The sequence below is a fragment of the Actinokineospora sp. UTMC 2448 genome (genome assembly GCF_024760565.1).
In the GTDB taxonomy this organism is placed as follows: Bacteria; Actinomycetota; Actinomycetes; order Mycobacteriales; family Pseudonocardiaceae; genus Actinokineospora; species Actinokineospora fastidiosa.
Genome location: NZ_CP031087.1, coordinates 6,682,523 through 6,704,388 on the forward strand (window position 1 = coordinate 6,682,523; position 21,866 = coordinate 6,704,388).

Genomic DNA, 21,866 nt, shown 5'->3' on the forward strand with positions numbered 1-21,866 from the left:
GGCTATCCCTCCGCCAGGTCCATGAGCTGGCGGGCGCGGGAGTCCCACGACGCCGACAGCACCGAGGCCCTGCGCCCCTCCGGCGTGGACAGCCCGCCGGTCTCCAGCACGTCCCGCACGGCCTTGACGAACGCGTCGTGGCCCTGCACGACGGTGATCCGGTCGGCGTAGTGGCGGACCTCGGGGAAGTCCGTGCTCACCGTGGCCAGCCCGAGCGCCAGGTACTCCTTGAGCTTGATCGGGTTGGCGTGGGTGATCCAGTCGTTGTCCAGCCACGGCATGATCGCCACGTCGAAGCCCGACCCGTAGGCGGGGATCTCGGCGTAGGGCTTGAAGCCGAGCCAGTGGATGTTGGGGTGGCGCTCGAACCGCTCCATCGAGATCGAGGTGTCCCCGACCAGCACCAGCGAGGCCTCCGGGATGTCCTCGGCCAGCCGCTCCAGCAGGTCGAAGTCGACCAGGTAGTCGTCGAGGCCGCCGAAGAAGCCGATGCGCGGACCCGGGATGGCCGCGAGGTCGGCGGGCAGCGTGTCGCGGCGCTGGAAGTGCTTGAGGTCCACGCCGTGGTCGAGGAAGTGCGCCCGCTCTCCGGTGACCGGCGCGTCCTCGGCCTGCAGCGACCGGCTGACGTAGAGCACGTGGTCGGCGCCCGCGAGCAGCTTGGCCTCCAGCGCGGCGATGGCCCGCTGGTCGGCCTCGGGGAACGCCGAGTGCCGGTCGGAGCGGTTGAACACCAGCGAGCGGCGCTTCATCGGCTCCACCACGTCCCACGCGGTCGGGATGGTCGCCACGATGACCGGGTTGCGGATGCCCAGCGCCAGCGACACCGCCCGCACCTGGGCGCGCACCAAAACCGCGTTGAGCTTCCGCAGCGCCGGGTTGCCGTAGAACGGCAGCGGCAGCGGCGTCATCACGTGGTAGTTGGGCACGTCCGGCAGCGGCCGCCGCACCAGCTTGGCCACGCTCGCGGCCTTGCGCGCGATCCGGCGCAGCACCTGCGTGCTCCGGCCGGGCGTCGGCATCCGCAGTCCGATGCTGTTGACCAGCAGCACCTTCCGGTGCTCGGCGATGCGGGTGAGCAGCTGGAAGTCCGAGTGCGCCTGGTTGTGGTACCACCAGTCCTGCGCGGAGAAGCAGAGGTAGGGCGGGCCGTCGCCGTCCAGCGGCGCGGGCCAGCGGGGCATGGTCAGCAGCGCCCGCGCCGCCTGCCGGTGCCGGGCCGAGCCGCGCGCGGCGCGGATCAGGCTGTCGGCCATCGCCGCCAGCCACATGCCCGCGGCGGCCAGCGCGCCGAACCGCTCCCGGTGCAGCCGTACCTTGTTCGTCACGACCAGCGACCACAGCCGCGCCGAGGTCGTGGACTCCCCGCCGAGGTGCACGGCGGTCGCGGCGGGCTCATACCGGGTGGCGAAGCCCGCCCGGCCCGCGCGCAGCATGAAGTCGGTCTCCTCGGAGTACAGCAGGAACCGCTCCTCCAGCGGCCCGACCGCGTCCAGGCACTCCCGGGAGACCAGCCAGGCCGCGCCGGTCGCCCAGTCGTGCTCGCCCGCGCGCTCGTAGGCCCTCGGGTGGGTGACCGTCTCGCCGAGCAGCCGCCAGCGGCCCGCGCGCGTGCCGCCGAGCACGGCCTCGCCGAGCGTGCGCAGGCTGGTGGGGGCGCGCCGCAGCGAGTGCTGGACGCGGCCCTCCTCGTCGGTCAGCTTGGGCACGGCGATGCCCGCCGGGCGCAGCGCGCGCTGCAACACCGCGACAGAGCCGGGCGCCAGCCGCACGTCGGCGTTGAGCACGAGCACGTCGCAGCCGTCGGCGTGGCCGATGCCCGCGTTGACGCCCGCGCCGAAGCCGTCGTTGTCCGCCCGGTGCACGATCTTGGCGGCCGGGTCGGCAGCGGCGGCGACCTCGGCGGTGCCGTCGGTGGAGGCGTTGTCCACCACGACGACCCGCGCGTCCACCCCGTCGAGCGCGGCGGGCAGCGAGGCGAGGCAGTCGGCGATGACCTCGGCGCTGTTGTAGGTCACGATGACCACCGCGACGGGCCTCACCCGCCCACCGCCTCGACCAGCGCCGACACGACCAGCCGCTGGTCGTCGTCGGTCAGCTCGTGGTGCAGCGGCAGGATCACCGACCGCAGCGCGATCCGCTCGGTGACGGCCAGCGGGCCGTGCGGGTGGCCCTCGTAGGCGGGCTCCAGGTGCGCGGCCATGATCCCGCGCCGGGCCGAGACGCCCCGCGCGGCCAGCGCGGCCAGCACCTCGGGCAGGCCGGGCGCGGACTCGGGCAGCATCACCCAGAACGACTGGAAGTTGGTCGTGCCGTGCGCCGGGTCGGTCACCGCGGACAGGCCGTGCGGCGCGAGCAGGTCGTGGTAGCGGGCGGCCAGCTCGCGCCGCTGCTTGACGATCCCGTCGAGCCGGTCCAGCTGCACCAGGCCCATCGCGGCCTGCACGTCGGTCATCCGGTAGTTGAACGCCGTCTCCACATAGGACTCGACGACCGCGCCGCCGGAGGCGTGCCGGTCGGCGGCGGAGACGCTCATGCCGTGCTCGCGCAGCCTCCGCAGGCGCGTGGCCCACTCGGCGTCGTCGGTGGTCACCATGCCGCCCTCGCCGGTGGTGATCAGCTTGCGCGGGTGGAAGGACCACGCCGCCAGCAGCGCGCCGCTGCCGACCGGCCGCCCGTGCAGCGTCGACCCCGCCGCGCACGCGGCGTCCTCGACCACCGGGACCTCGCCAGCGACCGCCCGGATCGCCGGGATGTCGGCGGGGACGCCCGCCTGGTGCACGACCATGACGGCCTTGGTCCGCTCGGTCAGCGCCGCCTTGACCGTCTCGGCGGTCAGGTTGCCGGTCACCGGGTCGACGTCGGCGAACACCGGGTTCGCCCCGCAGTACCGCACCGCGTTCGCCGAGGCGATGAACGACAGCGACGGCACCACCACGTCGTCGCCCGGGCCGACGCCCAGCAGGTGCAGGCACAGGTGCAGGCCGGTCGTGCAGCTGGACACGGCAACGCCGTGGCCCGCGCCGACCCGCTCGGCGAACGCCTTCTCGAAGGCGGCCACCCTCGGCCCCTGCGCCACCCAGCCCGACCGCACGGCCTCGGCGACCGCCGCCGCCTCGGCCTCGCCGAGCAGCGGCTTCATCACCGGGATGGCCATCAGCCCGCCGCCCCGTTCTCGGCAGCGGCCTTCTCCGCACGCCACCAGGCCACGAGGTCGCGCAGCCCGTCGGCCATCTTGATCTCCGGGCGCCAGCCCAGCTCGCGGTCGGCGGCGGAGATGTCGGCCAGCCTGCGGGTCACGCCGTTGACCTTGCGCTCCGGGCCGTGCTCGACGCCGAGGTCGGAGTCCATCGCCGACAGCAGCGCCTGCGCGAGCCCCAGCAGGCTGGTCTCCTCAGCGGAGGCGATGTTGTAGACCGTGTCCGTCACATCCGCTCGGGCGGCCAGCAGATTGGCGCGGGCGATGTCGTGCACGTGCACGAAGTCCATCGTCTGCGCGCCGTCGCCGAAGATCAGCGGCGCCTTGCCGTCGGCGATGCGCTCCATCCAGCGGATCAGCACCTCGGTGTAGAGGCCGTGGACGTCCATGCGCGGGCCGTAGACGTTGAAGTAGCGCAGCGCCACGTAGTCCAGGTCCTTCATGGCCTTGAAGCTGCGCAGCATGCCCTCGTTGAACGCCTTGGCGGCGCCGTAGAAGGTGTCGTTGTTGTACGGGTGGTGCCGCTCGGTCGTGGGGAACTCCTCGGCCAGCCCGTACACCGAGGCCGACGAGGAGGCGACAAGCTTCTTGACCCCGTGCTCCGCCGCCGCCTCGATGACGGTGAACGTGCCGTCCACCAGGCACTCCAGGGCCAGCCTCGGCTCCTCGGCGCACTGGGTGATCCGGATGGCGGCCAGGTGGAACACCAGGTCCATGCCCCGGGTCAGCTCGCCGACCAGCGCGCGGTCGTTGATGTCGCCGTCGACCACGCGCAGCCGGTCGCCCGCGGCCTCGCTCGCCGCGGCCAGGTTCGCCCTGCGGCCGCGCACGAAGTTGTCCAGCACGACGACCTCGGCCGCGCCCGCGGCGACCAGCCGGTCCACCACTGCCGACCCGATCGTCCCCGCGCCGCCGGTCACCAGCGCCCGCTGGCCCTCGATCGGCTGTGCGTACCCGCTCACGCAGACACCTCCGCGACCAACTCGCCGAGGACCGGCATGAACGCCCCGCCCTGCGCCAGCGACGCCGAGGCGGCTTCCAAGATCGACAACACCCTCAACCCCTGTCGTCCGTCCGTCAGCGGCGGACGGCTCTCCGCGATGGATGCCTGGAACTCCGCCATCACCGCCCGCAGCGCCTCCCGCTCGGGCAGTGCGGGCGCGACCATGTCGCCGGTCCGGTACGACACCAGCGTCTGCGCCTTGGTCTCCGGGCCGATGTCGTCGGCCACCCGGTCCACGCCCCGGTCGTAGACCGCCAGGCGCTGGCTCGGGTTGAGGTCGTCCCAGACGATCGTGCGGGCCGACCCGCCGATCACCATCGTGCGGATCTTGGTCGGGGACAGCCAGTTCACGTGCACGTGCGCCATCACGCCGTCGGACAGCTGCAGCGTCAGGTGCGCCACGCAGGCCCGGCCCGCGCCGATCGGGTCGGACCCGTGCGCGGCCACCGACAGCGGCACCACGCCGTCGGGCAGGATCGACAGGAAGATCGACAGGTCGTGCGGGGCCAGGTCCCACAGCACGTCCACGTCCGGCTGCACGAGGCCGAGGTTGATGCGCACGGAGTCCAGGTACTGGATGTCGCCCAGCGCCCCGGAGCGGATCTGCTCGCGCAGGTGCGCCACGGCCGGGGTGTAGCAGTAGGTGTGGTCGAGCATCAGGGTCAGGCCCCGGCGCTCGGCGGCCTCGACCAACTCGCGGCCCTCGGCGTAGGTGGCGGCCAGCGGCTTCTCCACCAGCACGTGCTTGCCCGCCTCCAGGGCGGCCATGGCCACCGGCAGGTGCGTCTTGGCGGGCGTGGCGATCGCGACGGCGTGCACGGCCGGGTCGGCGAGCACCTCGTCGAGCGAGTCCGACACCCGCACGGTCGAGTAGCCGCCCAGGACCCGGCGCGCGCGGTCGGCGTCGAGGTCGCACAGGTACTCCAGGCGCAGACCCGGTGTGGCCTGGGCGTTGCGGACCAGGTTCGGTCCCCAGTACCCGGCGCCGATCACGGCGAGGCCGATGGTTCCCACGGTGAGATCCCCTATCAACAGAAGCGGTCAGTAAGCGCCTTGGCCGGAGAACACGGCCCGGATGGTCTTCCAGAGGATCACCGCGTCGAGGGCGAGCGACCAGTCCTCGACGTAGCGCAGGTCGAGCCGGACCGCCTCCTCCCACGGCAGGTCGCTGCGGCCGCTGACCTGCCACAGGCCGGTCAGGCCCGGCTTGACCAGCAGCCTGCGCCGCACGTCGGGGGCGTAGCGGGCGGTCTCCTCCGGCAGCGGCGGCCGGGGTCCCACGAGGGACATCGGGCCCGCGAGCACGTTGAACAGCTGCGGCAGCTCGTCGATGGAGTAGCGGCGCAGCACCGCGCCCACGCGGGTGATCCTCGGGTCGTGCCGCATCTTGAACAGCAGGCCGTGGCCCTCGTTGCGGTCGGCGAGCTGGGCGACCATCCGGTGGGCGTCGACGACCATCGTGCGGAACTTGACGATGGTGAACTCGCGGCCGTCCTTGCCCACACGCCGCTGCTTGTAGAACACCGGGCCGCGGCTGTCGAGCTTGATCGCCAGCGCGACCGCCACCATGACGGGGGCCAGCAGGGCCAGCAGCACGAACGAGCCGACCTTGTCGAACACGTCCTTGACCACGCGCCGCACGCCGGTGAACGACGGGGCGGACACGCGCAGCAGCGGCATGCCGAGCACCGCGTCGACGTGCAGGCGCGGCCCGGCGACCTCCATCAGGACGGGCGCGACGACCATCTCCGCGCCGCTGCCCTCCAGGTTCCAGGCCAGCTGCTGCAGCCGCTTGGGCGTCCAGTACTGGTCCGGGGTGACCGCGACGATCCGGTAGCCGCCGCGGCGGGCGTGGGTGGCCAGGTCGTGCAGGCGTCCGACGACGGAGACGCCTTCCAGCTCGTTGTCGTCGTCGCCGCGGCCGTCGGTGGTGCAGACGGCGTCGACGCGCCAGCCCAGGTACGGGGTGTTGCGGGTGCGGGTGATCAGGTCGCGCAGCGTCTCGGTGCTGCCCGCGGCCATGACCGGGAGCAGGCAGCGGCCCTCGCGTCGTCTGCGGTGCAGCAGCTGCCGCAGCGCGTACCGCAGGGGGAACACCAGCATCGCGGTCGCGGGGACGACCACGAAGACCCACGGCCGCATGCGGTCGACGTCGAACAGCAGCCCGGCGAGGGCGAGGACGACCGCGCCCGCCACGAACGCGCGTCCGACGCGCCGGAACTCCTCGACGCCGTGCCCGAGCACGGCCGAGTTCCAGACCCGGTTCACGGCGAGGGCGCCGAGCAGCACGAAGAAGGTGACGAAGGTCACTGGATGCACCAGCGGCTCGCCTGGCCGCGCGTAGGCGGTGACGGCGCCGCCGACGACGAGTGCGCCGGTGGCGATGGCAGCCAGATCGGCGAGCAGGACCCCCGCCCGATACCGCGGCTCCCACCCCGCGACGGGCGGGAACGAGGGCTCGCCCGCGGGAAGACCGGACCCGCGCGCCCGCCGAGGCTGCGGCGGTGCGGGCCAGGTGACTGGTCTTCGACGCGGGAACCCAACTTGGTCACGCATTGTTCATCCCCCGGTTAGGCCGGTGTGGGCGCGCTGGCGCGGGCGGCTCCCCGAAGTCCCGAACCAGGCAAATCTCTTGGGTCGACCCAGCTCCCGACGGTCTCCGTCGATCTCGGGTCGCGCTACCTGATTCGCTCCCCCACCCAGCGCCGTTACACACAGAGTCAGGAACCAGCCGACTCCATCCCCCAACAAAACTTTCGGTACCCGCTTTGCTACACCCTGAGTAGCTTCGCCATTCACCGAACCGTCACCGAGCCCACGAAACCGGCTGCTCACGGTAGTCAGCCGGACCACAAACGACAGTCTCCACAGGACGGACGGAATGATCACTTTCCGTCACCCACCGCCAAAGCCGACTACGTCACACCCCCCGTCGGCCCACCCCGCACCCCCGCCACCCGGCCCCACCCCCACTAGGACACCCGCACTTCGCAAATTGCTCCGCCCCTCCCTCAACACATGTGACGTGCAACACAAAGGGAGACGAGCAGGGAAACCGAGCGAACACGGCACGCAGCAGGATCCACGACGGCAGACGGACCACGAACAGCCAGGACGGCAGATACCAGCAACCGAGCCACAAGACGGTTGACCGCGACAAGACGACCAGGGGGACAGGCCAGCCCCAAAGACGAGCCGGAGGAGACGCCCAGAGGCAGGAGGCCCCCGGAGAGCAGCCGCGCCCATCGGCAGCGGTCTCCGGCCCCAAGCAGAGGCGCCAGACCCAAGCCGGATGACACCAGCCAAGACTGGAAGCAATCAACCGAACGACGGAACCCGACTCACACCAAGCAGGCAGGCCCCCAACTACCAGCCATCACCCACCACCGCCGCCAGCCAGCCAAGCCGCGAGACCCACCACCCACCGCACCAGGCAGACCAACGACCCACCCCGACCCGCAACCACGCCGGGTCGGCCACCGACCGCACCGTGGGGGCCTGGGGGCTCGGCCCCCAGAAACGACGACGGACGACCAGGTCCACGCTTTCCGTGGACACAGGTCGCCCGAGGACGTGGCCAGGGGCGGGGTCGAACCGCCGACCTACCGCTTTTCAGGCGGTCGCTCGTACCAACTGAGCTACCTGGCCTAGCTCCGGCCACAGACACCAGAACTTGCGACCCTGACGGGACTCGAACCCGCGACCTTCGCCGTGACAGGGCGACGCGCTAACCAACTGCGCCACAGGGCCTTGCTGTACTTCCGTGCTCCCAACGGGATTCGAACCCGCGCTGCCGCCTTGAAAGGGCGGAGTCCTAGGCCGCTAGACGATGGGAGCCGACCTATGCTCGTCCGGTGTTCGCTGGGAGCACGCATAGCTTATGACACGTCCCCGCCAAGACCAAAACGGGACCCCCCTAAACCGCTCTACCTGCGGAAACACGCCCCGCAGGGCCCCCAAGGCCGGTCGGCCCGCCAGCGGGGCGGGCGCGGCCGGGCGCGGCCTTCCGTCGGACGGGTGATCGACCGGCGGGCGTTACGGCAGGCCGGAATTGCCCCGAGGAACGCCCGCGGTCGGCTCCGGCGGGCAATTCCGCCGGAGCCCGGGAACACCGCATGATCGAAATAGGTCGGCCACCTGATTTCGCTATCGGCGAACGGGTGGAACGCCGTCTTCCCCGTCGATGAGCCCCAGCATTTCGAGCAGCTCGCGGCAGTCTTCGGTATCCTGCGCGCCGCAGGCCACGGCCAGTCGGGCGCGTCGGACCTGCTCCTCCGTCACCCGGGAGCCCTCGCCGGAACGGGGCGCGGGCACGCCCGTGGAGAAATTCCCCGATCCGCCCAGGCTGTCCTGGCGTAGCAAAAACGAACGAACTTCCAAAGACCCGCTCATCCCGCCTCCCCGGCTTTTTGTTTGGCGTGAGGCTATGAGAGATCTCGCCCAGGTCACAGCCCCCTGGGGAGTGAACCGGACTACCCGCTGGGTAGCCGTGTGTAACCCGGTTCCCAGTTGACGTCTGGAGTGGATAGTGGTCAACCGGCAACCGTGTCACCCGTTCGGCCGCTAGGCGGCCGTGGACCGCCACAGCGGGGTCACGGAGAGCTGACTTGTGGCCGGTTCGTGGTCCCGGTCACAGCCGGGCGGCGGCCCGCGCTCGCCGATGGAGCAGGCCCGGCGCCCGGGCCGCGCGGCGGCTCCGGGGCAGGTCGGGTGACCGTTAGCGCATCAAGGCCTGTCTGACAAGACGAACGTCAGGTGAACATTTCTCTCGAATTTTCCCGTCTCGGCCCCTCCCGGACGGCGCGTGCACGTGCAACAATCGACGTGCTGACACACCCCCGGTCAGCGCCTGTGGAGATCCCCTCCGGCCCCCGCGTTCCTCCCCCTGGCGCGGGGGCCTCTCCATGTCCGGGGCAGGCGCGGGCGGTGACGGCGCTCACAGTGCGCCCGCCTCCGCAACCGAACCGTTATCGTGTCCGGGTGCCTTTCCCCTCCTTCGGCCGCAGCCGGTCGGACCTCAAGCCGGTCGGCGAGTCGACCGGCCGCCACCGCACCCCGGTGCGCGAGCAGTCCGACGAGCTGCTGCCCGACCACGAGCTTGAGTCGTACCTGGCGGCCCTGGCCCCCGAGTCCGACGCCGAGACCACCGCGACCGGCAGGCGCTTCGGCACCGCAGAGGTCCACCAGCTGCGGCTGCCGCTGGCGGCCAACGAGAAGCTGCGCGAGCTGGCCGCCTTCCGCCGCACCTCCCCGATGGCCCTGGCCCAGGAATGGATCATGCAGCGCCTGGACTGGGAGGCCCGCCAGCAGGAGCAGTACCAGATGCAGCGCTGAGGCCCGGCCCGGTGCGATGACCCCAGACGGCGGTGAGCCCCCCTCGGCCGAGGCCGAGGGGGGCTCACCGTTGTGTGACGGCCCTACAGCGGGATGACGTTGGTCGCCTGCGGGCCCTTGGTGCCCTGGCCGACCTCGAACTCCACCCGCTGGTTCTCCTCCAGCGTCCGGAAGCCCTTCGACTGAATCTCCGAGTAGTGCACGAAGACATCGGCGCCGCCGTTGTCCTGCGCGATGAATCCGTAGCCCTTCTCGGCGTTGAACCACTTGACAGTGCCCTGTGCCATAAAACCTGCCTCCATCGCAGGAGCTTGGGGTTGCACCGTGCAACCCCGGGCCGCCTTCGGGCGGCGCCCCCGCCCCAGTTCAGCGGAAACAGCCCGCCCGCGTTTTGTTCCGCGAGCGTGGAAACACGAACACAGAAACCACGGCCAGCAAGCCAAAGAGTATCGGCTGCACGGGGTCTCTTCTACTGCCTTGCGGGCTTTGGACTAGGCCAAGCGAGTGAAGTCAATGGGCACTCTCCGGAATTGCTTCCGGAACAAAACATGAAGATCCTCTCTGTCCACCGCTAGTGACCTGAATCACAGGCCAACCGAGCCAACGCGGCGCTCCGCCGTGGCGTCGTACCGGTAGCGGTTCGGGTGGAGCTGGTGGGGGAGAACATGATCACAATCAGGCGGGCGGCCCTGGGTCTCGTCGCGGTGCTCGCGCTGGGCGGGTGCACGGGCGGCACGGACCAGGCGGCCGGTCGCGGGCCCGCGCCGATCGCGGCTGACGAGGAGGCGCCCGCGCCCGCCGTGGTGACGGCGACGCCCGCGATGGGCTCGACCGGCGTCGGCCCGGCCGGGCCGATCTCGGTGTCGGTCGCGGACGGGCGGCTGGAGTCGGTCACGCTGACGAACCCGGCGGGCAAGCAGGTCAAGGGCGCCATGGCCGCCGACGGCAGCTCCTGGACGGTCACCGAGCCGCTGGGCTACGGCAAGACCTACACCTGGGCGGGCAGCGCCGTCGGCGAGGACGGCGCGCGGGTGCCCATCGCGGGCGAGTTCACGACCGTGACCCCCAAGACCACGGTCCGGGCCCAGCTCAACGTCGGCGACGACAAGACCTACGGCATCGCCATGCCGATCAAGGTCACCTTCACGCCGCCGGTGACCGACCGGGCCGCAGCCGAGCGCCTGCTGACCGTGGAGACCTCGGTGCCCACCGAGGGCGGGTGGGCGTGGCTGTCGGACTCGGCGGCGCACTGGCGGCCCAAGGAGTACTGGAAGCCGCACACCGAGGTCACCGTCACCGCGGCCGTCTACGGCCACGACCTCGGCGGCGGCGCCTACGGCCGCGACGACGTCAGCGCGTCCTTCACCATCGGCCGCAGCCAGATCGTCAAGGCCGACACGCAGTCGCACCGGATGATCGTCATCCGGGACGGCAAGAAGGTGCACGACTTCCCCGCCAGCTACGGCCTGGAGTCCGACCGCCGCAGGGTGACCCGCAGCGGCATCCACGTGGTGATGTCCAAGCACCGCACCTACGAGATGAACAACCCCACGTTCGACTACGCCGACGTCGAGGTCCCGTTCGCGGTCCGCATCCACAACAACGGCGAGTTCGTCCACGGCTACGCGCCCTCGATCCCGTCGCAGGGCCGGGAGAACGTCTCCCACGGGTGCATCAACCTGTCCCCGGCCAACGCGGAGATCTACTTCAACTCGGTGCTGGTGGGCGACCCGGTCGAGGTCGTCAACAGCTCGGTCAAGCTGGGCGAGTTCGACACCGACTACAGCGACTACTACGACTGGACCATCCCCTGGCCCCAGTGGGAGGCCAAGTCGGCGCTGGCGTCCTAACCGGCGGTTTCCCCCGGCCGGCGTTACGTTCGGTCGGTGGACACGGTGGAACCCGGCAAGGCGCCCGAACCGGACCAGACGGCGGTGAAGAAGGCCGTCGCGGCGTCGGCGATGGGCAACTGCATCGAGTGGTACGACTTCGGCGTCTTCGGCTTCATGCCCGCGGTGCTGGGCGCGGTGTTCTTCGCCGCGGGCTCGCCGACGGCCAACACGCTGGGCACCTTCGCGGTGCTCGCCGTGGCCTTCGTCGCCCGGCCGTTCGGCGGCTTCGTCTTCGGCCCGCTCGGCGACCGGATCGGGCGGCAGAAGGTGCTGGCCACCACGATCATCCTGATGTCGGGCTCCACCTTCGCGATCGGGCTGTTCCCGTCGTACGCCTCGGTCGGCGTGCTGGCCCCGATCCTGGTCATCCTCGCCCGGCTGCTGCAGGGCTTCTCCGCGGGCGGGGAGTACGGCGGCGCGGCGACGTTCATCGCCGAGTACGCGCCCGACCGCAGGCGCGGGTTCCTCGGCAGCTGGCTGGAGTTCGGCACCCTGACCGGCTTCTTCCTCGGCGCGGGCGTGGTCACCACGTGCACGGTCCTGCTGGGCGACGAGACCATGCGCGACTGGGGCTGGCGCATCCCGTTCCTGCTCGCGGGCCCGCTCGGCCTCATCGGGCTCTACCTGCGGGTCAAGCTGGAGGACACGCCGCTGTTCCGCGAGCTGTCGGCCAAGCACGAGGTGAGCCGGTCGCCGCTGAAGACCGTGCTGCGCACGCAGTGGCGGGCGATCCTGCACCTGATCGGCTACATCGTGCTGCTCAACATCGCCGACTACGTGATGTTGACCTACATGGAGAGCTACCTGACGAACGCCCTGGGCCTGGAGGGGCACACGCCGCTGCTGGTCATCATGGGCGTCATCCTCGGGATGATGCTCATCATCACGCCCATCGGGGCGCTGACGGACCGGGTGGGGCGCAAGCCGTTCCTGTACGCGTCGGCGGCCGGGTTCATCCTGCTGCCGATCCCGGCGTTCACGCTCATGGGCACGGGGAATGTCGCGCTGCTCACGGTCGGCCTGGCCATCATCGGCGTGCTGCTGACCTTCCTGCTGGCCACGATCCCGTCCGTGCTGCCCGCGATGTTCCCCACAGAGGTCCGCTACGGCGCGTTCGCCATCGGGTACAACCTGTCGACGGCGCTGTTCGCCGGGACGGCCCCGTACATCGTGACGAAGCTGGTGTCCTCCACCGGAAACGACCTGATCCCGGCCTACTACCTGATGGGCGCGGCGATCATCGCCGCAGTGCCGATCTACCTGCTGCCGGAGACCGCGGGCCGCTCGCTGCGGCACATCACGTCGAGCACCCGGTCCCTCGCGCCCGCCTAGCCGTGCTTACTCTGCGGTAGTGAACAGCTGGCCTCCCGTCCCCACTGAACCGCCCGCGCGCCACCCGGACGCGCCCGCGCCCGACACCGAGCTGCCCGAGCACTACGCGTACTGCTTCGGCTGCGGGTCCGAGGTGGAGCACGGCCTGCACCTGCGCGCCACGGCGGGCGAGGACCTGACCGTCCGCTCGCGCTTCCTGGTGACCGAGACCCACCAGGGCGCGCCGGGCCTGGCGCACGGCGGCCTGCTCGCGTGCGCGTTCGACGAGGCGCTCGGCACGGCGGTCGGCCACCTGCTGCGCCGTCCCGCGGTGACCGGGCGGCTGGAGACCGACTTCGTGCGGCCGGTCCCGGTGGGCACGGTGCTGCACATCGACGCCCACATCGACGGCGTGGCCGGGCGCAAGGTGTACGTGAGCGCGGAGGGCCGCATGAACAGCGTCGTCGGCGACATCGCCGTACGCGCGCGTGCGCTGTTCGTGTTGGTGGAACTGAAGCACTTCATCGACCACGGGCGGCGGGAGGATCTGCGGAAGGTCGCGGAGGACCCGGGCCTGCTCGGGCGGTCCGTGGACCTGAACCCCTGACCGCGCCGCGTCCGTAGGCTGGTCGCATGTTCCTGGTGGTCGCCGCGGCCGTGGTCGTCCTGCTGCACCTGTATTTGTGGAAGCGTGTGGTCAAGGACACCACCCGCACGGCGCGGTGGCGTCGGGTGGGGACGGTCGCGCTGGCGGCGTTGGCGGTGCTGGTCCTGGCGACGCTCGCGCTGCCCCGCCGGGTCGGCGTCGACGTGGCGCGGTGGTTCGCCTGGCCCGGGTACCTGTGGTTCGGGTTGATGTTCTATCTGGTCGTGGTCCTGGCCGTGCTGGAGCTGCCGCGGTTCGCCGTGCGCAGGACGGTGGCCACGGATGAGAGCCGTCGCCTGTTCCTGGCCCGCTCGGCGGCGGTGGTGGCGGGTGTCGCGGCGAGCGGCATCACCGCGACGGGCGTGGTCTCGGCGCTGAGCGCGCCGGAGGTCCGCAGGCTCACGGTCCCGATCCGCCGTCTCGACCCGGCGTTCTCCGGCTTCCGCATCGCGGTGGTCAGCGACATCCACCTCGGCCCGCTGCTCGGCCGCGGCCACACCGAACGACTGGTCCGCATGATCAACGAGGCGGACGCCGACCTGGTCGCCATGGTCGGCGACCTGGCCGACGGCACGGTCGCCGAACTCGGCCACGCCGCCGAGCCCCTGCGCGACCTGGTGTCCCGCGAGGGCACGTTCTTCGTCACGGGCAACCACGAGTACTACTCCGGCCACCAGCAGTGGGTGACCGAACTGGAGCGGCTCGGCCTGCACTACCTCCACAACACCCGCACGACCCTGACCCGCGGCGGCGGCAGGCTGGACCTCGCGGGCATCCCGGACGTGACGGGGCAGGCGTTCGACGACGACCCCGACCTCCCCGCCGCCCTGGCGGGGAGGGACGGGGCCGCTCCGGTCGTGCTGATGGCCCACCAGCCGGTCCAGGTGGCGTCGGCTGCGGAGGCCGGGGTGGACCTGCAGCTGTCCGGCCACACCCACGGCGGTCAGCTCTACCCGTTCCACCACATCGTCGCCCTGGCCCAGCCCGCGGTGTCCGGGTTGTCCAAAGTGGACGACACCTGGCTCTACGTGACGAACGGCGCGGGCTTCTGGGGCCCACCGGTGCGGGTGGGCGCCCCGCCGGACATCTCGATCCTGGAACTGGTCAGGCGTTGACCCCGCCGTCGACGAGCACGGACGTCCCGGTGATGTAGTCCCCGCCCGGTCCGGCCAGGTGGGCGACGGTCAACGCGATCTCCCGCGGCGCGCCGAAGCGCCCCAGCGGGATCAGCCCCAGCTGCCCGGGCGCGTTGGGCCCGTCGGCGGGATTCATGTCGGTGTCGGTGGAACCGGGGTTGACCTGCGTGACGTTGATGCCGCGCTGGGCCAGGTCCCTGGCGAGCCCGTGGGTCATGCTGTTGAGCGCGGACTTGGTCATGGCGTAGGCAGTGATCCCCGCCATCGGCACCCGCTCGGCGAGGTTGCTCCCGATGTTCACGATCCGCCCACCCCTCGGCAGATGCCGAACAGCCGCCTCCGCCGCCACCCACGCGCCTTTGACGTTCACCGCCCACATGTCGTCCAGATCCCCGACGACACCGGCGTTGTTGACCAGGATGTCGATCCGTCCAAAGTGGCCGACGACGTCATCGACGGCCTGGACCATGGCGTCGGCGTCCGCGGCATCGGCCCGCAGAGCCAACACCCGCCGTCCGGTCCCCTTCACCGCCTCCACAACAGCCGACGCGTCATGCCGGTAGGTCACCGCCACATCGGCCCCATGCTCGGCCAGCACCACCGCGATCGCCGCCCCAATCCCCCGGCTACCTCCGGTGACCAGCGCGACCTTGCCATCCAAAGTGTTCATGAAGGTAGCTTCGCCGCCCGACGAACAACCCGCCGGCACCTATCGGCCACCGATTTTCGGGAGAGGAAGACGGGAGGAAAGGAAGCCAGACGACCCGGCCGAGCGAGGGCGAAGGGATGGCAGGGAGATGGGAGAGCGGGAAGGGGAAGGGGAAGGGAACCGAGGAGGGGGCCAAGAAGGGAGAGGCGCGAGGAGACGAAGGGGACAAGAAGGTAGAGAGGGCGAGAGAGGACGAGAGAAGGGGGGAAGGAAAGGGAGAGTGGAAGGGAGAGAGGGCGAGGAAGCGGGAGAGACGGAGGGAGCGGGGGGAAGCGGGGGGAAGCGGGAGGAAGCGGCAGGAGCGGGAGGAAGCGGGAGGAAGCGGCAGGGAGCGGGAGAGGGAGCAGGAGGTGGGAAGCGGAAGCGGAAGCGGGAGAGAGAGAAAGGCGAGGGCAAGGGCGAGGGCAAGGGCAAGGGGCAAGGGCAACGGGCACGAGCAAGGGCAACGGGCGAGGGGCGAGAGGCAAGGGGCGAGGGGCAAGGGGCAAGGGGCAAGGGGCAAGGCAAGAGGCGGCGCAACCACCCACCAAACGCAACACGCCTCAACCGACTGTCCGATGGGGTGGACTCGCATTCGTGGGGAGCGAAGCGGTGCTACCCTCGCTCGGCGCGGACGGCTTCGCCGCTCCGCCCCTAATCCGCGCCGCGCCGCTTCGCTTAGGGGCCCCGCGAATGCGAGTTCACCCCATCGGACACCACGAAGAAAGTCGCGTTACCTCAACCGTCGGACATCCACGAAGCAAACCGCGTCAACCGTCGGACACCCACGAAACAAACGGCGTCAACCATCGGACACCCGCGAAACAACCCGCGCGGAGAGAAACTACGTCAACGTCCGAGGACGAATAGCGTTCGCCTTGTCCACCAACGCATGCCGCTGCTCAGCCGTAGCCGCCAACCGGGCCAGCGCCCGGTAGCACCGCTCCAACCCGAACCGCAGCTCCCTCTCCGACAGCTCGCACCCCAACACCTTCCGCCCCGGCGGCCCACCACCGGGCCGCCCAGACTTCACCCAGGTGTAAGCAGCCTCCAGCACCTCCGCCGACAGCCGCGTCCGCCGCTCGGCGTCCAAGGCCAGGCGCTCCAACCGGCCTGCGGCGTCGTGCAGGTCCTGTTCGGCTACCCCGGTCTCCCCCCGCCGCGCCTTGATCTTGATGGCGGCCACCTGGGCGGCGACGTGATGGCTGGACGTCTCCGGCACGGCCTCCAGCACCTCGATGGCGCTCGCCCGCGCCCCCTGTGCCATGTAGACCCGCGCCAGCCCGAAGGCCGCGCTGACATACGACCGGTCGGTCCGCCACACCAGCTCATACGTCCGCGCCGCGGCGAACATGTCGCCCGCCAGTTCGGCGCTTACCGCCAAGGCGAGCTTGGGGGCCAACTCGCCCGGGACCGCGTCGTACACGCGGTCGAACGCCTCGCGGGCGGCCTGGGGCGCGCGTCCGGCCAGGGCGATGAGGCCGTGGAACCAGTCCGGCCGCCAGTCCGCCGGGTCGACCACCAGCCGCCGGGCCGAGCCGAGCTCCGCCGACGCCGCGCGCAGGTCGCCCTGCTCGATCCGGGCCTTGACCAGACGCAGCCGCACCTCGACGGAGTCCTGGGGCGCCGCGGACAGGGCCGCGACCAGTTCCGCGGGCTCGGTGGCGGTGATGCTGGCCAGCGCGGCCGCGGCGTGGTCGGTGGTGTCGACCAGCGGCAGCGGCAGGATCGTGGCCACCTCCAGCGGGTCCGGCGCGGGCAGCGCGGGCTCGCCCTCGGCGGTCAGCCCGGCGCCGAAGCTGCGGGTCTCCACGCCGAACACGGTCGACACGCCGGGCCGGGGCTTGCCGGTGCCCAGGGCCATGACCTCGCGCAGGACGCCGGTCAGCTGGTCGGCCATCTCCCCGCACGAGGTGAACCGCTTGGCCGGGTCGGCGTGCGTGGCGCGCTTCAGGACGCGGTAATAGCTGCCGAACAGCGCGAACAGCGGCTCGACGTCCGGCCCGGGCAGCGTGTGCTTGTAGCGCGAGGTGTACCCGGCGAACTCGATCGAGAGCACCGCCAGCGTCCGCCCGACGGTGTAGATGTCGGACGCCACCGACGCGCCCTCGCGGGCCAACTCGGGGGCCGCGTAGCCCGCGGTGAAGAACAGCGGGCTCTCGTAGTCGTCGACGCGGCGCACGGCGCCGAGGTCGATGAGCTTGAGCTGCTCGCCGGACTGGATCACGTTGTCCGGCTTGAGATCGCAGTACAGCATGTCGACGCTGTGCAGGTAGCCCATGGCGGGCAGGATCTCCAGGCCGTAGGCGATCACCTGCCCGATCGGCAGCGGCTCGGCCCGGCCGACGTCGCGGTGGTGCTGCAGGGCGAGCTGGCGCAGCGACTGCCCACCCACGTACTCCATGACGATGTAGCCGTTCATCGCCTTGGTGAACGGATCCGGGTGCTGCACGAAGTTGTAGATCTTGACGACGTTCGGGTGCTCGACCTCGGCCAGGAACCGCCGCTCGTTGACCGCGGCGGCCATCGAGGTGGCGTCCCCGGTGTCGATCATGCCCTTGAGCACGACCCAGCGATCGCTGACGTTGTGGTCCTTGGCCAGGTAGATCCAGCCCAGCCCGCCGTAGGCGATGCACCCCAGCACCTCGTACTGCCCGGCGACGAGGTCGCCCTGGTACAGCCGGGGCCGGAAGTTGAACGCCTGCCCGCACTTGGGGCACACGCCCTCCGGCGAGCCCTTCTCGCCGTCGGTGCCGCGACCGACCTTCTCACCACAGTTGGTGCAGTACCGCTTGTTCTCGGCGACGACCGGGTCTTCCAACACCGCCGACGCCGGATCGCGCACCGGCACGACCGGCACCTCGACCAGCCCGGCCCCCAAGCTGCCCCGCCCCGCCGCCCGCGAGGACGTCCGCCTGCCGGTGCCGGGGAACGCGCCGGTCCCGGTGACCGGGTTGCTGTCGGACGCCGTGCCCGCGGGCTCCTCCGGCTTCGGCGGCACGATGTACTGCGTCACCGTGGTCATGTTGAGCACACTGGTGGGCAACGGCTCATTGGCCGCCAACACAGGCGGCGCAGTCTGCCGCTGCGGCGCGACCTGCGGCCGCTGCCCGTGCGTCCACCCACCGGGCTGCCCAGGACCGGGCTGCCCGGGACCGGATTGCCCAGGACCGGATTGCCCGGGGGCACCGGGGTGACCAGCAGCCCCGGTCCGCCCGGCGTGCTGGGCCGGGCCGGGATGACCGGCGGACCCCGGCTGGCCGGGGTGGTTGGCAGACCCCGAGCCCGGACCGGGGTGGCTCGCGGTACCCGCTCCTTGGCCGGGGTGACCAGCGGCACCGGCCCCTTGGCCGGAGCGGCCAGCGATACCGGCTCCTTGGCCGGGGTGGCTGGCGGAACCCGTGCCAGGGCCCGGGTGGCTAGCCGTTCCCGTCCCTGGGCCGGGGTGGCTGGCGGTGCCGGGGCCCGGGTGGCCTGCCGAACCCGTGCCAGGGCCAGGGAAGCCAGCGGCACCGGGCTGCCCCGGCGCCGAATGTCCGGCCTGCCCAGGCCCGTGGTGGCCGGGGGCACCGGGCTGGCCCGACGCCGGGTGTCCACTGTGTCCTGGCGCGGGGTGACTCGATGTACCGGGCTGGCCGTGGCCTGGGTGACCGGGTCCGGCCGGGCGTGCTCCTGGGCCGGGGTGGCCGGTCGAGCCCGTCTGGCCAGGCCGACCGCCCGAGCCGGGCTGGCCTGGGTGCGGGGTGGAGCCCGACTGCCCGGGGCCGGGCCGATGCCCGGAACCCGGATGCGGCATGCCGGGCTGGGACTGCTCACCAGGCCGCCGCCCGCCCGACTGCTGCGCCCCGGAATGCTGCGGTCCAGCCTGCCCAGGTCCGGACTGCCCTGGCCCGGACTGCCCTGCTCCCGAGTGCTGCGGTCCCGGCTGCCCTGGCCCCGGTTGCTGCGGTCCTGACTGCCCCGGACCCGACTGCCCGGACGCGGGCTGCTGCGGACCGGACTGCTGAGTTCCCGGCTGCCCCGAGCCCGGCTGCTGTGGACCAGCCTGCCCCGGACCCGACTGCCCGGGACCTGACTGCCCCGGACCTGACTGCTGCGGTCCCTGCTGCCCCGGGTGCTGCGCACCCGGCGGAGGGCCGGGGTGGCGTGGCGGCTGGGTGCCTGGGCGGTGGGGGGAGGCGGGCGGGTGGCTCCCGGGGGGCGCGGGTGGGCGCTCGGGCTGGGACTGGGTGGGCGGTGGGGTCCACCGCTGGTCCTCGGGTTCCCCCGGCGGGGTCCACTGGTTCATCAGTCGCGGTACCTCAGCGTCGGGGGGGTGGCTCGGCCGCCTGCTTGGGCGAGCCAGCGGTTCCAGCTCGCCTGCCACGCGCCGCTGCTGATGGACTTGGTCAGCACCGCGTTGACGAAGCGCACCATGTCCACGTTCTCCTTGGGGATGCCGATGCCGTACGGCTCCTCGTGGATGCGGGGGCCCACCATCTTCAGGTTCGGGTCCTGGGCGACCATCCCGGCCAGAATGGTGTCGTCCGTGGACACGCCGACGACCTGGCCCTGCTGCATCAGCACCAGGCAGTCGCTCCAGTTGTCCACCGCGACCAGCTCCGGCGGCGACGGGAACTCGCGCATCCTGGCCAGCGACGTCGAGCCCTTCGCCGCGCACACGCGCTGGCCGCCGAGCTGGTCGATGTCGCTGATCTCCGAGGACTTGTCCACCAGCAGCCGCTGGGCGGCCACGTAGTAGATCGCCGAGAAGTTGATCTCGTCCCAGCGCGCGCAGGTCGCGGTCATCGTGCGGACGACGACGTCGACGTCGCCGTTCTTCAGGGCGTCGATGCGCTGGGCGGAGGTCAGGACGCGGAACTGCACCTTGTTCGGGTCGCCGAAGATGGCAGCGGCGATCTCCCTGGCCCGGTCGATGTCGAAGCCCTCGAGGGCGTTCGTCGTCGGGTCGCGGAAGCCGAACAGGTAGGTGTTCTGGTCGACGCCCGCGATGAGCCTGCCGCGCTGGAGGATCTTCTGCATGGTCGACCCCGACGGCATCTGCCGAGGGGGCGGCAGCGCGCCGGGGCGCAGGCTTGCGGTCGGGTCGCAGTCCGACGGCTGCGCCGCCCCGGTGGTCGCGGGCGGGTTGACCTCGACCCCGACCGGCAGCGGCCGGTCGCCCGCGGTAACCGTGGCAAGGTTGACGGGTGTGCCCGCGGTCGCACAGCCGCTGACCATGACCAGGGCGGCAACGGCCGCCGCGACGCGCCTCATCGGTACTCCCGCAGTCGGGCCCGGATGCCCAGGGTGGCGCCGACGCCCGCCACCATGGCGAGCACGACGACGCCCGGGACCAGGCCGGTCAGGGCGTTGGCCGCGCGGCTGGTCTGGGCGACGAACTCGCCGCGCCCGGCGTCCAGCGCGGCGATCAGGTTGCGGTCGAGCGCGGCGAACGCGACCGCCGCGCTGTCCGGGGCGTCGCCGATCGCCATCGCGACGGCCTCCTGGTACTGGCCGGTGCCGTCCAGCTCGCGGATCTTGCCGTGCGCGGCCACCCACGCCTCGGCGTTCGCGACCGCCTCGGTGATCGGGGCGGCCAGCTCGGGGGTCGGCGCGGCGGCCGCGGCGCGGCTGAGCAGGTTGCCCTCGCCCGCCAGCGTCGGGGCCAGCTCGGCCCACTCCTTCTCGTAGGCAGCGCCGTCACCGCGGGCGACCAGCGTCAGCGTCTCGTCGGCGCGGCACTTGAGCGAGTTGATCCTGGCCTGCACGAGCAGATCCACCTGCTGGGAGCCGTCGCGCTCGGCGCCGCGCACGTACGTCGACTCCACCAGCAGCGCGACCGTGCCCCAGATCAGCGCCAGCGCGACCGCCGCCGTGGCCGCGGCGAGCCCGATGTTGATCAGCCGGTTGGTCTTGCGGGTCAGCCACAGCTGGGTGACGACGAGCGCGGCGATCAGGGCGAGGGTGAGCAGCGCGGTGATCCACGGGAACGACCGCGCGTCCTCCTGCTCGCTGGTGAGCCGCTGGTAGTTGATCTCGTAGAGCTTCTCGGCAGCGGGCAGGATCTGCGAGCGCATCAGGCCGGACGCCTCGCGCAGGTACGCCGCGCCCGCGGGGAAGCCCTGCCGGTTGTTGGTCCGCGCGGTCTCGACCAGGCCGGTGTAGACGGGCAGCTGGCGGGACAGGATGTCGACCTGCTGGGCGGCCATGGAGTCCGCGCCGACGTCGGAGGACGCCTTGCCCAGCGCGGCGCCCGCCTGGGCGATGTCGAACTCGTAGCGGGCGCGCAGCTCGTCGGGTTCGGCTCCACCGGAGAGGAAGGCGCTCGCCGCGGTCGCGTCGGCGTCCGACAGCGACCGGAAGATCAGCTGCGCCGCGGCGGCCAGCGGCTCGCGGTGGCTGACGAGGTCGTCGAGGGTGTCCTTCTTGTCCTGCAGGGTGAGCGCGGCGAACAGCCCGGTGACCGCGGTGAGCAGGACCAGCCCGACGGCGGCGACCGACAGCCTGCCCGGCGTGGTGGTCGCCGTCCTCGTCACGGAGCGCAGCCCGGCGGACCGCGCCCCCTCGGGCGGGGCCTCGGTCACCACGGGTGCTCCCACGGGGTCCCAGTCAACAGCACGATCACCCGCACGACGCCCGCTTCCCCCTGGCGTTATCCGCCCGTTATGCCAGGAC

The 21,866-nt window shown here is 71.6% G+C and carries 16 protein-coding genes and 3 tRNA genes; 5 read left to right on the plus strand and 14 right to left on the minus strand.

The genetic code is table 11. From position 1 onward, the window contains the following. Nucleotides 1-2: 2 nt before the first annotated feature. The 9 genes from Actkin_RS30915 to Actkin_RS30955 form a co-directional block, all read right to left on the minus strand. The gene (locus tag Actkin_RS30915) at nucleotides 3-2,042 is read right to left on the minus strand and encodes a glycosyltransferase (protein WP_258905197.1); all 2,040 of its coding nucleotides are present in this window, start codon (nucleotides 2,040-2,042) and stop codon (nucleotides 3-5) included. Next, complete coding sequence (locus tag Actkin_RS30920) at nucleotides 2,039-3,157, minus strand: DegT/DnrJ/EryC1/StrS family aminotransferase (RefSeq protein WP_258905198.1); 1,119 nt, start codon at nucleotides 3,155-3,157, stop codon at nucleotides 2,039-2,041. The genes Actkin_RS30915 and Actkin_RS30920 overlap by 4 nt, the downstream gene beginning before the upstream one ends. Further along, complete coding sequence (locus Actkin_RS30925; RefSeq protein ID WP_258905199.1) at nucleotides 3,157-4,161, minus strand: SDR family NAD(P)-dependent oxidoreductase; 1,005 nt, start codon at nucleotides 4,159-4,161, stop codon at nucleotides 3,157-3,159. The genes Actkin_RS30920 and Actkin_RS30925 overlap by 1 nt, the downstream gene beginning before the upstream one ends. Continuing rightward, nucleotides 4,158-5,216 (minus strand): Gfo/Idh/MocA family protein, encoded by a 1,059-nt coding sequence (locus Actkin_RS30930; RefSeq protein ID WP_258905200.1) that lies wholly within the window; start codon nucleotides 5,214-5,216, stop codon nucleotides 4,158-4,160. The genes Actkin_RS30925 and Actkin_RS30930 overlap by 4 nt, the downstream gene beginning before the upstream one ends. Before the next feature lie 27 nt (nucleotides 5,217-5,243). Next, a complete protein-coding gene (locus Actkin_RS30935) occupies nucleotides 5,244-6,758 on the minus strand; it encodes a sugar transferase (RefSeq protein ID WP_258905201.1) in 1,515 nt (504 codons plus the stop codon). 1,018 nt (nucleotides 6,759-7,776) lie between these two features. Next, nucleotides 7,777-7,850, minus strand: a tRNA-Phe gene (locus Actkin_RS30940). A gap of 28 nt (nucleotides 7,851-7,878) precedes the next feature. After that, nucleotides 7,879-7,952 (minus strand) — tRNA-Asp (locus tag Actkin_RS30945). A gap of 14 nt (nucleotides 7,953-7,966) precedes the next feature. Further along, a tRNA-Glu gene (locus tag Actkin_RS30950) sits at nucleotides 7,967-8,039 on the minus strand. Between the two features lie 309 nt (nucleotides 8,040-8,348). Beyond that, the gene (locus Actkin_RS30955) at nucleotides 8,349-8,594 is read right to left on the minus strand and encodes a hypothetical protein (protein ID WP_189209293.1); all 246 of its coding nucleotides are present in this window, start codon (nucleotides 8,592-8,594) and stop codon (nucleotides 8,349-8,351) included. Between the two features lie 588 nt (nucleotides 8,595-9,182). Between Actkin_RS30955 and Actkin_RS30960 the strand changes: the two genes are divergently transcribed. After that, the gene (locus Actkin_RS30960) at nucleotides 9,183-9,536 is read left to right on the plus strand and encodes a hypothetical protein (protein WP_189209292.1); all 354 of its coding nucleotides are present in this window, start codon (nucleotides 9,183-9,185) and stop codon (nucleotides 9,534-9,536) included. Nucleotides 9,537-9,619: 83 nt separating this feature from the next. Here Actkin_RS30960 and Actkin_RS30965 read toward each other — a convergent pair whose 3' ends face one another. Beyond that, the gene (locus tag Actkin_RS30965; RefSeq protein WP_189209291.1) at nucleotides 9,620-9,823 is read right to left on the minus strand and encodes a cold-shock protein; all 204 of its coding nucleotides are present in this window, start codon (nucleotides 9,821-9,823) and stop codon (nucleotides 9,620-9,622) included. A 378-nt stretch (nucleotides 9,824-10,201) separates the two neighbouring features. Between Actkin_RS30965 and Actkin_RS30970 the strand changes: the two genes are divergently transcribed. The 4 genes from Actkin_RS30970 to Actkin_RS30985 all read left to right on the plus strand — a co-directional run bounded on the left by Actkin_RS30970 (nucleotide 10,202) and on the right by Actkin_RS30985 (nucleotide 14,500). Then, the gene (locus tag Actkin_RS30970; protein WP_258905202.1) at nucleotides 10,202-11,386 is read left to right on the plus strand and encodes a L,D-transpeptidase; all 1,185 of its coding nucleotides are present in this window, start codon (nucleotides 10,202-10,204) and stop codon (nucleotides 11,384-11,386) included. 111 nt (nucleotides 11,387-11,497) lie between these two features. Continuing rightward, nucleotides 11,498-12,760: an MFS transporter gene (locus Actkin_RS30975; RefSeq protein WP_189210093.1), complete on the plus strand. Its 1,263-nt coding sequence runs from the start codon at nucleotides 11,498-11,500 to the stop codon at nucleotides 12,758-12,760. A gap of 19 nt (nucleotides 12,761-12,779) precedes the next feature. Further along, nucleotides 12,780-13,346, plus strand: coding sequence for a PaaI family thioesterase (locus Actkin_RS30980; protein WP_258905203.1), 567 nt, complete (start codon nucleotides 12,780-12,782; stop codon nucleotides 13,344-13,346). Between the two features lie 26 nt (nucleotides 13,347-13,372). Then, nucleotides 13,373-14,500 carry a metallophosphoesterase gene (locus Actkin_RS30985; RefSeq protein WP_258905204.1) on the plus strand — a complete coding sequence of 376 codons (1,128 nt, stop codon included), beginning with the start codon at nucleotides 13,373-13,375 and terminating at the stop codon, nucleotides 14,498-14,500. Here the strand turns inward: Actkin_RS30985 and Actkin_RS30990 are convergent. The 4 genes from Actkin_RS30990 to Actkin_RS31005 all read right to left on the minus strand — a co-directional run bounded on the left by Actkin_RS30990 (nucleotide 14,490) and on the right by Actkin_RS31005 (nucleotide 21,790). Beyond that, nucleotides 14,490-15,191, minus strand: a complete 702-nt coding sequence (locus Actkin_RS30990; RefSeq protein WP_258905205.1) for an SDR family NAD(P)-dependent oxidoreductase — start codon at nucleotides 15,189-15,191, stop codon at nucleotides 14,490-14,492. The genes Actkin_RS30985 and Actkin_RS30990 overlap by 11 nt on opposite strands. A gap of 862 nt (nucleotides 15,192-16,053) precedes the next feature. Next, nucleotides 16,054-18,234 (minus strand): serine/threonine-protein kinase, encoded by a 2,181-nt coding sequence (locus tag Actkin_RS30995; protein WP_258905206.1) that lies wholly within the window; start codon nucleotides 18,232-18,234, stop codon nucleotides 16,054-16,056. A 1,262-nt stretch (nucleotides 18,235-19,496) separates the two neighbouring features. Then, nucleotides 19,497-20,465 (minus strand): glutamate ABC transporter substrate-binding protein, encoded by a 969-nt coding sequence (locus Actkin_RS31000; RefSeq protein WP_189209284.1) that lies wholly within the window; start codon nucleotides 20,463-20,465, stop codon nucleotides 19,497-19,499. Beyond that, on the minus strand, nucleotides 20,462-21,790 hold the full coding sequence (locus Actkin_RS31005; RefSeq protein ID WP_258905207.1) for a GlnX family signal transduction membrane protein: 1,329 nt from the start codon (nucleotides 21,788-21,790) through the stop codon (nucleotides 20,462-20,464). Before Actkin_RS31005 ends, Actkin_RS31000 begins: the two co-directional genes overlap by 4 nt. Between the last annotated feature and the right edge of the window lie 76 nt (nucleotides 21,791-21,866).

Excerpts from the sequence above, each read along its gene's own strand:
- Actkin_RS30920 (WP_258905198.1), bottom strand. The coding sequence starts at position 3,157 with ATGGCCATCCCGGTGATGAAGCCGCTGCTCGGCGAGGCCGAGGCGGCG.
- Actkin_RS30990 (WP_258905205.1), bottom strand. The coding sequence starts at position 15,191 with ATGAACACTTTGGATGGCAAGGTCGCGCTGGTCACCGGAGGTAGCCGG.
- Actkin_RS31000 (WP_189209284.1), bottom strand. The coding sequence starts at position 20,465 with ATGAGGCGCGTCGCGGCGGCCGTTGCCGCCCTGGTCATGGTCAGCGGC.
- Actkin_RS30995 (WP_258905206.1), bottom strand. The coding sequence starts at position 18,234 with ATGACCACGGTGACGCAGTACATCGTGCCGCCGAAGCCGGAGGAGCCC.
- Actkin_RS30985 (WP_258905204.1), top strand. The coding sequence starts at position 13,373 with ATGTTCCTGGTGGTCGCCGCGGCCGTGGTCGTCCTGCTGCACCTGTAT.
- Actkin_RS30965 (WP_189209291.1), bottom strand. The coding sequence starts at position 9,823 with ATGGCACAGGGCACTGTCAAGTGGTTCAACGCCGAGAAGGGCTACGGA.
- Actkin_RS30970 (WP_258905202.1), top strand. The coding sequence starts at position 10,202 with ATGATCACAATCAGGCGGGCGGCCCTGGGTCTCGTCGCGGTGCTCGCG.
- Actkin_RS30935 (WP_258905201.1), bottom strand. The coding sequence starts at position 6,758 with ATGCGTGACCAAGTTGGGTTCCCGCGTCGAAGACCAGTCACCTGGCCC.
- Actkin_RS30955 (WP_189209293.1), bottom strand. The coding sequence starts at position 8,594 with ATGAGCGGGTCTTTGGAAGTTCGTTCGTTTTTGCTACGCCAGGACAGC.
- Actkin_RS30975 (WP_189210093.1), top strand. The coding sequence starts at position 11,498 with ATGGGCAACTGCATCGAGTGGTACGACTTCGGCGTCTTCGGCTTCATG.